Below are 12,965 nucleotides of genomic sequence, written 5' to 3' on the forward strand. Positions count from 1 at the left end.
GAGATGCACATGCGCATCCGTGCGCTGCTCGTCGCCGCCGCCGTGGGCGCCCTCGCCCTGGCCGGCGCGGCGAACCCCGCTCTCGCGAACCGCGGCGGGCCACCCCAGCACCTGCGCGAGCTCATCGGCGCGCTGCACGAGCACAGCGGCTACTCCGACGGATGGCCCGGCTCCACGCCCGCCACCTACTACGCGTCCGGACGGGACAAGCACCACCTGGACTTCATGGCCGGCAGCGAGCACACCTCCAACGTCAACTCCCCGTTCACCTTCAACGAGGAGTGCCTGGACCCGGTGGTCGCGCCGACCTGCCAGGTCGCCGACCCGGTCAACCCGCTCAACGCGCTGCACAAGTGGGACGCCGAGCTCGCGCAGGCCAAGGCCGCGACCGATCCGGCGAAGGACTTCACCGCGTTCCGCGGCTTCGAGTGGACCTCGGACCGGATGGGCCACATCAACGTCTACTTCCCGGGCGCGAACTCGCTGCCCGAGACCGACGGCGGAAACCTCGCGATCGACCGGTTCTACGACTGGCTGACCACCACCGGCTCCGACGGTCTGGCCACGTTCAACCACCCCGGCGAGAAGACCCTGTGCGGCCCGCTGAAGTGTGACGTGCACAGCGACCTCGGCTTCGGCTGGGAGGACTTCAAGTACGTCCCGAAGGCCGACGACCAGATGGCCGGCATCGAGGTCTTCAACGGCAACCGCGACTTCGGCACGTCGCTCGACCACAACGCGCCGGCCGAGGGCTGGTACTCCTACGCGCTCGACAAGGGCTGGCACGTGGGCGCGATCGGCGCCGAGGACAACGGGCACGAGCGCGTCGACGACTGGGGCGGTCCGCAGTACGCGAAGACCGTGATGCTGGCGAAGTCGAACACCGCGAAGGACCTCAAGCAGGCGATGGCCGACCGCCGCTTCTACGCGGTGCTCGACAACGCGCTGCGGCTGGACTTCACGATCGACGGGCACGGCATCGGCGAGCGGATCCGGTCGAACGGCAAGCTGACGATCGACGCGGACGTCCGCGGGTCGAGCACCCCGCTGCAGCTGGAGCTGGTCAGCAACGGCGGCAAGGTGGTCGCGAGCGCGACCGGCGACCGGCTCGGCACGAAGTTGACGGCCACCGACGACAGCTGGTACTTCCTGCGGGTGCTGCGCGACGGCAAGCCGGTCGCGTACTCCAGCCCGATCTGGGTCAACGACCGCAAGCAGCCGGCCGCGCCGGTAGCGCCGAAGGGCGACAGCCTGCGCACCAAGGACGGCACCTGGCTGGCCGGCGACCTGAACGTGCACACCTGCGACGACAGCGCCGTCTATTGCGCGCAGACCGACCCCAGGAGCCAGGCCGACCCGTTCCGCCAGGGCGTCGACGTCCGGGACCGCTTCGCCGAGGCCGGCGGCCGCGACCTCGACTACATCGCGATCACCGACGACAAGGCGCACCCGGTGAACGGCAGCCACGGCGTCCTCGCGATCCCCGGCTACCAGGACCACCTCAAGGGCGACGCCCAGGTGTTCGGCGTGAGCAAGCAGCTCAGCAACGGAGACGGGTCCGCGGCCGCGGTCAACGAGCTTGCCAACGCCGTACGGGCAAAGGGTGGGGTCTTTCAGATCGACCACCCCGGTGAGGGGATCACCAAGAAGTTCGCCGGCTGCGACGCCTCGACGCTCTCCTGGGGCTACAACTTCGACGTCAAGCCGGACACCGTCGAGGTCTGGAACCCGAACTCGAGCATCCGGGCCGCCGAGGACTACCTGGACTGCTGGCTGCAGCGCGGCGACCGCGTCGCGCTGACCGGTGGCAGCGACGCCCGCACGCTGGTCGCCCAGCCGCAGGGCGCGGGTTTCCCGACCACCTGGGTGCTCGCCAAGGACAAGTCGGCGAAGGGCGTCCTCGACGCGGTGCGCGCTGGTCGGACCAGCGTGTCGGTGCTGCCGCCGTCCGCCGGTGGCCGCCCGCTCGTGATCGAGGCGCAGCGCGGCGGACGGTACGTGCCGGTCCTCGGCGACGACGTCCGGCCGGGGGAGCGGCTGCGGGTGCGCTCGATGGACCCGCTCACCGACGGCTCGCTGCGCGTCATCGCCAACGACAAGACGCTGCTCGACCAGCACCTCACGCGGGACGGCTCGATCCAGTTCACCGCCCCGGCCGAGCCCGGCTGGCTGCGGGCCGAGCTGCGCCTCGGCAACGACCTGCTCGAGGCGAGCCCGCTGTGCGGTCCGGTCGACCTCGGCGCCAACCTGTGCCCGTACGACGCGGCGATGGTGGCGATGACCTCACCCGTCTACGTCCGCTGACGCGTTACCGGTTAGCCGGTAGCGGTGAGTGGTGCTAACCGGGAAGGCGAGATGGGTGCCTGCGGGATCGACCCGGGTATCGATTCCTAGCAACATGATTCAGCATGATGGCCCTGTTGGAGCACATCACCGTCGCCGAGAGCGACGTTGCCGAGGCGACCGCACCAGTCGCCGGCACGTCGCTTCCGGCGGGGGCGGCTTCCCCGGCCGGCGCGCCCGAGCCGGCCGCGGAAGCTCAGTCCGCTGACGCTCAGCCGGGGCGGCTGGTCGCCGGACGCTACCGGCTCGGCTCGCTGCTGGGGCGTGGCGGCATGGCCCGCGTCTTCCTGGCGTACGACGAACTGCTGCGGCGCCCGGTCGCGCTGAAACGGCCGATCGCCGAACCGGCCGGTCCGCCCGCCATCGGCATGCTCGACGAGGCCTGGGCCGCCACCCGCGTCAACCACCACGGGGCGGTCAAGGTCCTCGACGTGGTCCGCGACGACGGCCTCAACTGCATCGTGATGGAGGCGCTGCGCGGCCGCACCCTGGGCGAGACGATCGAGGCCGACGGCCGGTCGGCTCCCCGGATGGTCAAGCACCTGGCGCTGCGGCTGCTCGACGCCGTGCAAGCGGTGCATCGCGCGGGCTTCCTGCACCGCGACATCAAGCCGAGCAACGTGTTCCTGTGCGAGGACGGCCGGGTGGTGCTCATCGACTTCGGCATCGCCTGCCCGATCGCCGACCTCGACAACCGCCTGCCTACCGGGGCATTCATGGGCAGCCTCCCGTACGCCTCCCCGGAGGTCCTGAACGGCAACCGTCCCGGCCCGGCGAGCGACATGTTCTCGCTCGGCGCGACGCTGTACACCGCCGTGGAGGGCCGATCGCCCTTCGACCGGGGCGACCTCAACGCCACCATCTCCGCGGCGATCGAGGGCTTGCCCGCGCCGTTCGCGCACGCCGGCCCGCTGTGCCCGGTCATCGCCCGGCTGCTGGCCGTCGATCCGGGCCGCCGCCCGACGGTCGAGCAGGCCCGCGAGATCCTGTCCGACCTCGACGTCTAGCTGAGTAAGTCCTAAGCCGAGTCAGTGGCCGGAGGCGAGTCAGTGGCCGTCAGTGGCCGGAGGCGATCAGCGATCTGATCGGCGTCCGTCCACCAGCTCGCCGCGACGCCTCTCACATATCCGATATTTCCTGAGATTCTTCGGATCGGCTGGGCCACTGGACGGGCGGGCTCGCCGCGCAGCCACGCGGGCTCGCCGCGCAGCCACGCGGGCTCGCCGCGCAGCCACGCGGGCTCGCCGCGCAGCCACGCGGGCTCGCCGCGCGGCCGCGCGGCGCTTCCACTCCGTGAGACGGGCGACCACCAGCTGAGACCCGCGCCCGCATCATGGACTCACCGTCCGCGATGTGAGACCCGCGTCCATTGTAGAGAATACTTTTGTCACGTAACGAAGCTTTCGCCCGGCAGATTTTCCGGCCGAATGTGAACCTTGGAGAGTTAGGGCTCGTATGTGGGCGCAACTCTCCAAGGTTCACAAAAATCCACGATGTGACCGCGGTGTCCCACATGGTGGGACCGCCCGGCCGCGAACAGATCGCCACAGCGCCTCAGCCCTGGCACCACCGCACCACCGGAACTACACCGTGACCAGATCACTCGCCGCCTACCACCACGGTTAGGACGTACTCCTCCAGGCCGAAAGTTGCCGGTGCCTGGTCACCGGCCTGATCGGCGACCACGCGTACGCTGACCTGCGTGGATCAAGAAGAGCGGATCGCCCTGTTCCTGGACTACGAGAATCTGGCGATCGGTGCGCGTGATCACCTCGGCGGAATGACCTTCGATCTGCGGCCGGTCGCGGACGCGCTCGCCGAGCGCGGACGGGTTGTCGTGCGCCGCGCCTACGCCGACTGGTCGTACTTCGACGAGGACCGCCGGATGCTCACCCGCTCGCACGTGGAGCTGATCGACATTCCGCAGCGGATGGGCGCCTCCCGCAAGAACGCGGCCGACATCAAGATGGTCGTCGACGCGCTGGAGGTGGCGTTCGAGCGCGACTACATCTCGACGTTCGTGTTGTGCACCGGCGACAGCGACTTCACGCCGCTGGTCGACAAGCTGCGCGCGCTCAACAAGCGGGTGATCGGGGTCGGTGTCGAGAAGACCACCTCGGCGTTGCTGCCGCCGGCCTGCGACGAGTTCCTCTTCTACGACCGGCTGGAGGGCGTCGACGTCCCGCCGCCGCCGGTGCGGGCCAAGCGCAGCCGCCCGGCCGCCCCGATCGAGGCGGCGCCCCGGCTCGACGCCGAGGCGCCGGCCCGCGACGTCGACTCGCTCGCAGCGCTGGTCGCGCAGACCGTGGCCGGGCTGCAGAGCAGTTCCAGCGGCACGGTGACCGCCTCCACGCTGAAGCGCACCCTGCTCCGCAAGGATCCGACGTTCAGCGAGGCCGACTACGGATTCCGGGCCTTCGGCGAGTTGCTGCGCCACCTCGCCGGGCACAACGTGGTCGAGCTCAGCGGCGGCTCGGCCAAGGGCGACCCGGACGTGACGCTGCCCGAGCACGGTGACCGGGAGGCGGCGTTCGTGCTGCTGCGCTCGGTGGTCCGCGACGAGGCGGGCACCGACGGCGCGGTGGCGCTGTCCGGGCTCAAGAACAAGGTGCGCAAGGTGGAGCCCGGGTTCAGCGAGAAGAAGCTGGGTTACCGCAGCTTTCTGCAGTTCACCAAGGCCGCCGCGACCAGCGGGGCGGTCCGGTTGGAGTGGAGCGCGGACGCCGAGGACTACTTGCTCACGTCCCCGGCGGAGGGGTGAAACCGGCCGGGGCCCGGTCGAGGAAGCCGACGATCGCGGTGATGTGGCCGTCGTCGTTCAGCGCGAGCACGTCGGTGCCGGTCGCGAACGACGTGCCGTCGACGACGATCTCCCACTGCAGCCGGGCGTGGCCGTGGTGCGCCTGCGGCTCGGCGCGGGCCCGGAACTGATAGCCGGGCGAGTGCTCGGCGAACTTGTTCCGGAAGCCGATCAGCTCGTCGACGCCGTGCATGACGCCGACCGGGGCGTGGTTGCTGACGGTGCCGGAGAAGGTCGCGTCGGCGAGGCGTTGCCGTTCGTCCGCGTCCGCGGCGTTCCAGAACGCCACGTACCGGTCGACGACGCCTGACGGGTCGGTCATGGTCTCATCCCCTCTGCGGAACGGTGCTGGACGACCTCCACTGTGTGGGCGGCGCCGACCGGTCTCAATAACCTCCGAGGTCATTGCCGGGCGGCCGGGCCGACCGGCATCGTTGCCGACATGACTGCGGCGCTGGGCTCGGACGAGACGATCGGGATGCTGGTGAAGCGGTGGCGGGAACGGCGCCGGCGCTCCCAGCTGGACGTGTCGCTGGCCGCCGACCTGTCGGCGCGGCACCTCAGCTACATCGAGACCGGCCGGTCGAACCCCAGCCGGGACATGATCGAGCGGATCTGCGACGAGCTCGACGTGCCGTTGCGCGAGCGGAATCGGTTCTATCTGGCCGCCGGGTTCGCGCCGATGCACCCGGAGCGGCCGTTCACCGACCTCGGCGCCGCCCAGGACGCGGTGCGGGCGGTGCTCGCGGGCATGGAACCGAATCCGGCCGCCGCCGTCAACCTGCGCTGGGACCTGCTCGCCGCCAACCGGCCGATGCGGACCTTCCTGGCCGGCCTGCCCGAGGCGCTCGCCCGGCCGCCGGTCAACATGCTGCGCGTGACCCTGCACCCGGACGGTCTCGCGTCCCAGGTGCGCAACCTGCGGCAGTGGCGGGCCCACATGCTGCGCCGGGTGCGCCGCCAGATCGAACGCACCGCCGCCGTCGAACTGACCGAACTGCTTGCCGAGCTCGAGCGTTACGGCCCGCCCGACGCCGCCATGGCACCGGCCCGCCCGGCGGACCTGGTGGTGCCGCTGCGGATGAGCACCGCGTACGGCGAGCTGACCCTGCTCTACACGGCGACCGTGTTCGGCTCACCCCGCGACGTCACGCTCGACGAGATCGCGATCGAGACCTTCTTCCCGGCCGACGCCACCACCGCCGGGATTCTGCGGTCCCTCGGGTAGCCGGTCAGGCGTTGCCGAGGACCTGGATGTCGTGCAGCTCGCCGACCATCCAGCGCAGCCGCTGCGGCCGCACGTAGAGCCGCAGGAGCGGGAACTCGTCGGACTCCTCGCGGGCCATGTGCTCCACAAGGGTCCGGTGCAGGGCGGCGAACCGGCCGTCGAAGCCGGGGTCGGCGGTGCCGAGGGCGTCCAGCTCCTCCAGGGAGCGTGCGATGACGCCCTCCTCCCGCAGGCGGGCCGTGACGACCTCGTCACGGGCTGCCACGCCACGGATGGCCGGGTGGACGACCGCCTGCTCGCCGCTCTCGTGCCGGTGGACCGTGCGGCAGAGCTCGGCGAACAGCCGCTGCCGCTCCGCACCCTGGGATCGCTCGACCTGGGAGCAGAGCCGCCGGATCTCGTCGTGCTGCTCGCGCAGCACGTCGACGACGTCGAGGAAGTTCATCACGGCCTCCGGACCGTCACTCTACGCGCGATGGGAAATCGACCGGCGCTGACGCCTGCTGCGGCGCCCGGACATCCGGGACCGCCTTTTGTGACCATGCTCATCGTGGTCGTTCCGGCACCCATGGTAAGCAGGGGTTCAGTTCCCCCTGTTCGGGGAGGAGACCCGATGAGACTACCCGCGTTACTCCCGGTCGCGGCCGTGTTCGTCATCGTCGCCGCGGGCTGCGGCGGCTCGAACGACAACGCCACCCCGGCGGCCCCCGCCACCCCGGCGGCCCCCAGCGGATCCGCCGCCGCGGGCGGCGCGGCCGGCGCCGTGAACATCCACAACTTCGCGTTCACCCCCGCGACCATCACGGTCGCGCCGGGCAGCGCGGTCACCTGGACCTTCCAGGACTCGATCCAGCACACGGTGGTCGCCGACGACAACTCGTTCTCGTCGAAGGCGGAGGGCAACGGGCAGACGTTCGCCCACACCTTCCCGGCGGCCGGCAGCGTGCCGTACCACTGCTCGATCCACCCCTTCATGAAAGGAACCGTCACCGTCAAGTGACCCGCGCCTAAGCGTCGCGGGTTTCCGGCCGATCAGGGAAGGTGCGCGTTGGCAGGGGGAGCAGCCTGGCCCTGGTGGTCGCGGTCCTGCTGATCGGGGGGCTCGTCTCGGCCGTCGTCTATGACGCGCAGCGGCACAACGAGACCCACTACGCCGCCCAGCTGATGGACCGGCACGCCGACGTGGTGACCGAGGCGATCACCGACCGGGTCGACCACTACAGCGACACGCTCACCGACCTCGCGCTGGCCGTGGGCGCGGAGGCGGAACCGCGCGCCGATCTCTACGAGCGGCTGACCGCCGGGCTGGACGTGGCGCGACTGCCCGGCGCCTCCGGTGTCGCCTTCGTCGTCGCGGCGCGGACCGCGCAGGTCGGCTCGGTGCAGCGGACCTGGCGCACGCGCGGGTCCGCCGGGCTGCGGCTGACCCCGGCGCCCGGGCACGACGAACACCTGTTCGTCGTGTTCGACCGGGTGTTCGACAGCAGTCCCGGCGTACTCGGCCTGGACCTGGCCCAGAGTCCGCAGGCCGTCGAGGCGCTGCGCACCGCCCGGCAGAGCGGCGCCCTCGCGATCAGCCCGGCCTACCAACTCCTCCGCGACCGTGGCGTGGCCACGCCGCTGCGGCAGACCTCGGTGGCCTTCGCCGCGCCGGTGCACGCCGGGCTGAGCGTGGGCGGGGCGGACACGTTCGAGGGCTGGATCGTGATGGCGGTGCGCGGGCAGGACTTCCTGGCCCAGACACTGATCGACCGGGGTCAGGGCGCCATCCAGGTCAGCCTCGCCGACCCGGCCGCGGCCGGTGCGGTGATCGCCGCCGCCCGGCCGGGCCGCCGGCTGACCGACGACCGGCTGGACCGGGAACGCATCCTGATCGTGGGACAGCGGCGCTGGCAGGTCAGCATGTGGCCGACCCGCCGGCTGATGGCCATCACCGACCGCGGCATCAGCATGATCACCGGCGGCTCCGGGATCGCGTTGACGATCATGCTGGCGGTCGTCACCGGCGTGCTGGCCGGCAGCCGCAGCCGCGCCCTGCACCAGGTCGAGCAGGCCACCGCGGCGCTGCGCGGCGACATCGACCGCCGCGAGGCCGTGGAGGCGCGGCTGCGCGAACGCGAGCACGAGCTGCACCACCTGGCGTTCCACGATCCGCTCACCGGGCTGGCGAACCGGCAGCTGTTCTACGAGCGGCTCACCCACGCCCTGACGACGCGCGGCGAGCGGTTCATCGCCGTGCTGTTCATCGACCTCGACGGCTTCAAGGAGGTCAACGACGCGCGCGGGCACCACGCGGGCGACATCGTCCTGAAGACCGTGGCGGAACGCCTGCACGCCGGGGTGCGGATCAGCGACACCGCGGCCCGGTTCGGCGGGGACGAGTTCGCGGTGCTGCTCGAGTCGCTCACCGACGTCGGCGACGCGCACACCGCGGCTGCCCGGGCCGTCGCCGACGTTCAGCAGCCGATCGACATCACCGGGATCTCGGTGACCGTGTCGGCCAGCGTGGGTATCGCCGTCCACGTCCCCGGCGGCGCGGACAGCGCCGACGACCTGCTGCGCGGGGCCGACGCCGCCATGTACGCGGCCAAGGCGGCGGGCAAGAACCGTTACGTCCTCGCGGAGGCCGGCCGGTAGTGGCGGTGCACGCGGGGGCCGATACCGGGCCGCAGCCGTACGTGGGCGGATCCGGCTGGGGTGCCCATCCGGAACGACGCGCGACCGTGCTCGTCCACGACGATGTCCTCGGCCCGCACCGTCGCGGCCGGCCCGGTGCCGTAGAAGGTGACCGGCGCCGCCGACCTGGCGGCCATGCCGGCCACCCGCGGGTCGTCGGCGTTCAGCACCGCGTGCCCGGCGGCGGGCAGGGCCTCGACCAGCTCACCCTTGGCCGTGGTGGTGTTCGCCAGGCTGCCGAACTCGGACAGGTGTGACTCGCCGACCGTCGTCACCACGCCGACCCGCGGGCGGGTGAGCCGCGCCAGATACGCCACGTCGCCGACGTGGCGGGCGCCGAACTCGCACACCAGGAACCGGGTGTCCGGCACGACCAGCGAGACGTTGGTGGGGATGCCGATCTCGTTGTTGCGGTTGCCGGGCGGCGCCACCGTCGGGCCGAGCCGGGAGAGCACCTGGCCGAGCAGATCCTTGGTGGTGGTCTTGCCGACCGACCCGGTGACACCGATGACCGTCAATGCCGGTGCGCGTTCGATGACCGCGGCGGCGAGCCGGCCGAACGCCGCCTGGACGTCGTCCACCACCACCGCGGGCACGCCCACCGGGCGGGCGGCGAGCACGGCCGCCGCACCACCGGCCATCGCCGTGGCGGCGAAGTCGTGCCCGTCGACCCGTTCGCCCGGGAAGGCGACGAACAGGCCGCCGGGCTCGATCTCCCGCGAGTCGTAGCAGGCGGGGCCCGTCACCAGCAGGGCCGGATCGGCGTCGCGGACTGTCCCGCCGACAGCACCCGCGATTTCCGACAACGTCATGGAGATCACGGGTCAGGACCATAAGGAATGTTCCCCGGGCAACAACAAGGTCCCTATTTTGGAGATTCCCTTTCGGGGAGCTTCATCGACGTCCTCCTTATGGGTAACGCAATCTTTTTCCCCTGATGAACCGCCATGACGACGCGGCGACTGATTGCTTCGCGCGGAAATTTATCCGCCGGCGGTAACCGCCAGAATTTCGGCGACGACCCGGTCGGCGGCGTCCGGACGGCCGTGCCGGGCCGCTGCCGCGGCCATCGCCTGCCGCCGCTGCGGGTCGGCCAGCAACATCTCGATGCTGTGCCGGAGGTTCTCCGGCGTCGCCGTCTCCTGGTCCAGCATCACCGCGGCGCCGTCGGCCGCGAGGGTGCGCGCGGTGATCCGCTGTTCGTCGCCGGCCGACACCGGATACGGGATGAGGATGCAGGCCTTGCCCAGCGCGGTGAGCTCGGCGACGGTGCCGGCGCCGCTGCGGCCGACCACCACGTCGGCGGCCGCGAGCAGGTCGGGCAGCTCCTGGTGCAGGAAGTCGACCACCCGGTAGCGCGCGGCGAACTGGCCGGGCAGCCGCGCGGCGACCTCGCGCATCTCGTCGATGTCCATGCCGCCGCACTGATGCACCACCTGGCACCGGGACAGCACGTCGGGCAGCACCGCGGTCAGCATCCGGTTGATCTGCCGCGCGCCGCCCGCGCCGCCGGTCACCAGCACCAGCGGCACCGACGGGTCGAGACCGAAGAACGACAGGCCGGCCGCCGGATTCCCGGCCAGGATCTCGGCGCGGATCGGGTTGCCGGTCACCACCGCCTTGGCGCGCAGCCGCTCGGGCAGGTGCTGCAGCGACGACGGGTGGCTGAGCAGCACCCGGGTCGCGACCCGGGCCAGGATGCGGTTGGCCAGGCCGAGGCTGAGCGTCTGCTCGTGCAGCACGTACGGGACGCCGAAGAGCCGGGCGGCCAGACCGATCGGCACCGAGACGTATCCGCCGGTCGACAGCACCACCGACGGCCGGATGCGGGCGACCGTGGCCACCGCCTGCAGGATGCCGATCGGGATCCGGAACGCGTCGACGACGTTGCGGAGCAGCTCGCTCGGGTTCGGCGAGCGGCGGAGCTTACCGGTGACGACCGACTTGAACGGCACTCCCGACCGGGCGGCGACCTTCGCCTCCAGCCCGTCCCGGACGCCGACCCAGAGGATCTCCGGCGCCACCCCGGTGGGGGCGAGCTTGGTCTTCAACGTCTCGAGGGTCGTCAGGGCGGGGTAGGTGTGACCACCGGTGCCGCCGCCGGTGACGATCAGGCGGAGCCGGCGGAGATGTTCAGCGCTGTAAAGAGACATGCCACGCTCAGGTGAGAGGGATAGGGGGAGGGCGCCAGCCTAGCGGAGGGGTGCGGGTGCCCGGCCACGGCTCAGGTCAGCGTCCACTCGGCGGTCCGGGCGGCGACGCCGGGTTGCAGGGTGAGGCGCAGCCGGGTCAGCTCGGCGTCCCGTGGCACCTCGAAGACGATGGTCCGGGCGAATTCCCAGTCGGGTTCGACCAGGGCGTCCGGGAACGCGGCCATGGCGGTGGTCATGGTGGTGTCGCGCTGATACCAATGGTTTCGCTCGTCGCTGATCCATGCGTATTTCTGCAATTGTGCGATGAACGGGACGGTGCCGGTGTTGTGCGCGTTGACGGTGACCGACACCAATCGGTCGCCGGTGGCGGGCTTCAATTCCGGAAAACTCGACAGTTCCGGATCCTCGACCCGGACGATCGATATCAGCATTCGCTCGCCGTTGTCGCCTTGCATGGTGACCGAGCCGTTGCGCGGGACGACGCCGCCGGCCGGGACGGGTGCGGGGCTGGAGGGCCGCGGCGGCGGGGTCCAGCTCGCGCTCGCCGCCGCCGGGGCCGCCGCTGGATCCGAGACGTTGCCGCCGGGCTGGGTTACGCGCGCGGCGAGAGCTCCGACGCCGGCGGCGACGACGGCCACCGCGACGATGGCCACCCAGCGAGGGCGGCCGGGTCGAGCGGTCCGGCCGCCGGGGGTTTGCGCCGTGCCGCCGGGGGTTTGCGGGTCGTGATTGCGCTTGCGGCGGGTCGACACCATGGCGGCGATCAAACCGAGGGCTATCCAGCGGGAGGAGTGTCGTGGTGGCCGGGTCACGGGCGAGGCTATCGGCGGAGCACGCGCGATCCTGAGGACTTTCTCCTGCGTTCGGCCACTCGTCCGACGCGCGGGGGTGAGCGCGACGGGTCTCGTCGCCCGGCGGCTGGGTATGGCCCGGGGGGCGCGCCTGGCCGGGCGCGAACACCGGGGCGGTCTTGGTGCTCCTGGGCGCGAGGGCGCGGCGTACAGGGTAAGGATCTGCAGGTCAAGGCGTAGGCTCCGGGAAACGCATCCCGCATCGGGAGGGGTCATGCTGGACCACAGCGCAGTGGAAGCGAACATCCCGGCCGCCGATCTGGACCGGGCCCGGCAGTATTACGCCGATACGTTCGGCCTGATGCCGGTGGAGGAATTCGGTGGGGAGGCCCTGCGGTATCGCACGGCCGGTGGGACGTTCTTCAATGTCTATCGGACGGAATATGCCGGGCAGGCCGGGCACACCATCGCTCAGTGGCACGTCGACGACGTGGACCAGGAGGTCCGGGAGCTGACCGCCAAAGGGGTCGACTTCGAGATTTATCCGGATATGCCGGGCGTCGAGTGGAGTGGACCGGTCGCGACCATTCCGGGGCTCGGCAAGGCGGCGTGGTTCAAGGACAGCGAAGGCAACATCATGTGCGTCGACGACGGCATGCCCAAGGGCTGACCTGAGCGGTCAGCGTCACAGTCCACCCCTTGAACGGCCGCCCGAGGTGCCGAGTAGCTTCGTTGAAGCATCAAGGAAGGGGTGGCGGATGGAGAGGGACACCGGTCTACGCCGGACGGCACTGCTCACCGGCGCCCTGGTCGTGGCCAGCGTGGGCGGTGCGGTCGGCGTCGGATATGCGGCGTACGCGTCGAATCCACCAGATTCCGGGTCGGCTGCGTCATCGGGTTCGGCCACCTCGCAGGGCTTCCCGACGGTGTCCGGTACGGACGGTGACGCCCAGGCCACCTCCGCGGGGTCCTGA

General features: G+C 71.1%; 13 protein-coding genes. 8 read left to right on the forward strand and 5 right to left on the reverse strand.

Annotated features, from left to right (window positions below):
- The first annotated feature begins 9 nt into the window (after positions 1-9).
- From HH310_RS25720 to HH310_RS25730, 3 genes are all read left to right on the forward strand, one after another.
- Positions 10-2,304: a CehA/McbA family metallohydrolase gene (locus HH310_RS25720; protein WP_169178219.1), complete on the forward strand. Its 2,295-nt coding sequence runs from the start codon at positions 10-12 to the stop codon at positions 2,302-2,304.
- Between the two features lie 104 nt (positions 2,305-2,408).
- Entirely contained in the window at positions 2,409-3,350 is a 942-nt protein-coding gene (locus tag HH310_RS25725) for a serine/threonine-protein kinase (RefSeq protein WP_169178220.1), read from the forward strand.
- 695 nt (positions 3,351-4,045) lie between these two features.
- Positions 4,046-5,104 carry an NYN domain-containing protein gene (locus HH310_RS25730; RefSeq protein WP_169178221.1) on the forward strand — a complete coding sequence of 353 codons (1,059 nt, stop codon included), beginning with the start codon at positions 4,046-4,048 and terminating at the stop codon, positions 5,102-5,104.
- Here HH310_RS25730 and HH310_RS25735 read toward each other — a convergent pair.
- Entirely contained in the window at positions 5,082-5,465 is a 384-nt protein-coding gene (locus tag HH310_RS25735) for a nuclear transport factor 2 family protein (RefSeq protein ID WP_169178222.1), read from the reverse strand. The two genes, HH310_RS25730 and HH310_RS25735, sit on opposite strands and share 23 nt — an antisense overlap.
- Before the next feature lie 120 nt (positions 5,466-5,585).
- Here HH310_RS25735 and HH310_RS25740 point away from each other — a divergent pair, with 120 nt between their 5' ends.
- Positions 5,586-6,371: a helix-turn-helix domain-containing protein gene (locus HH310_RS25740; RefSeq protein WP_248294410.1), complete on the forward strand. Its 786-nt coding sequence runs from the start codon at positions 5,586-5,588 to the stop codon at positions 6,369-6,371.
- A gap of 4 nt (positions 6,372-6,375) precedes the next feature.
- On the opposite strand, the gene HH310_RS25745 is transcribed toward HH310_RS25740, so the two are convergent.
- Positions 6,376-6,816 carry a hemerythrin domain-containing protein gene (locus HH310_RS25745; RefSeq protein ID WP_169178223.1) on the reverse strand — a complete coding sequence of 147 codons (441 nt, stop codon included), beginning with the start codon at positions 6,814-6,816 and terminating at the stop codon, positions 6,376-6,378.
- 168 nt (positions 6,817-6,984) lie between these two features.
- Between HH310_RS25745 and HH310_RS25750 the strand changes: the two genes are divergently transcribed.
- Positions 6,985-7,371, forward strand: a complete 387-nt coding sequence (locus HH310_RS25750; protein WP_169178224.1) for a cupredoxin family copper-binding protein — start codon at positions 6,985-6,987, stop codon at positions 7,369-7,371.
- 41 nt (positions 7,372-7,412) lie between these two features.
- On the forward strand, positions 7,413-9,008 hold the full coding sequence (locus tag HH310_RS25755; protein ID WP_169178225.1) for a sensor domain-containing diguanylate cyclase: 1,596 nt from the start codon (positions 7,413-7,415) through the stop codon (positions 9,006-9,008).
- Here HH310_RS25755 and murF read toward each other — a convergent pair.
- The 3 genes from murF to HH310_RS25770 all read right to left on the reverse strand — a co-directional run bounded on the left by murF (position 8,981) and on the right by HH310_RS25770 (position 11,955).
- The gene (gene murF / locus HH310_RS25760) at positions 8,981-9,859 is read right to left on the reverse strand and encodes a UDP-N-acetylmuramoyl-tripeptide--D-alanyl-D-alanine ligase (RefSeq protein WP_169178226.1); all 879 of its coding nucleotides are present in this window, start codon (positions 9,857-9,859) and stop codon (positions 8,981-8,983) included. The genes HH310_RS25755 and murF overlap by 28 nt on opposite strands.
- A 171-nt stretch (positions 9,860-10,030) precedes the next feature.
- Positions 10,031-11,200: a glycosyltransferase gene (locus HH310_RS25765; protein ID WP_169178227.1), complete on the reverse strand. Its 1,170-nt coding sequence runs from the start codon at positions 11,198-11,200 to the stop codon at positions 10,031-10,033.
- 71 nt (positions 11,201-11,271) lie between these two features.
- Positions 11,272-11,955, reverse strand: a complete 684-nt coding sequence (locus HH310_RS25770; RefSeq protein WP_169178228.1) for a hypothetical protein — start codon at positions 11,953-11,955, stop codon at positions 11,272-11,274.
- Positions 11,956-12,265: 310 nt separating this feature from the next.
- On the opposite strand from HH310_RS25770, the gene HH310_RS25775 reads away from it, so the two are divergent.
- Both HH310_RS25775 and HH310_RS25780 read left to right on the forward strand, forming a co-directional pair.
- Complete coding sequence (locus HH310_RS25775) at positions 12,266-12,661, forward strand: VOC family protein (protein ID WP_169178229.1); 396 nt, start codon at positions 12,266-12,268, stop codon at positions 12,659-12,661.
- An 88-nt stretch (positions 12,662-12,749) separates the two neighbouring features.
- Positions 12,750-12,965 (forward strand): hypothetical protein, encoded by a 216-nt coding sequence (locus tag HH310_RS25780; RefSeq protein ID WP_169178230.1) that lies wholly within the window; start codon positions 12,750-12,752, stop codon positions 12,963-12,965.

The organism is Actinoplanes sp. TBRC 11911, from assembly GCF_012933445.1.
Classification (GTDB): domain Bacteria; phylum Actinomycetota; class Actinomycetes; order Mycobacteriales; family Micromonosporaceae; genus Actinoplanes.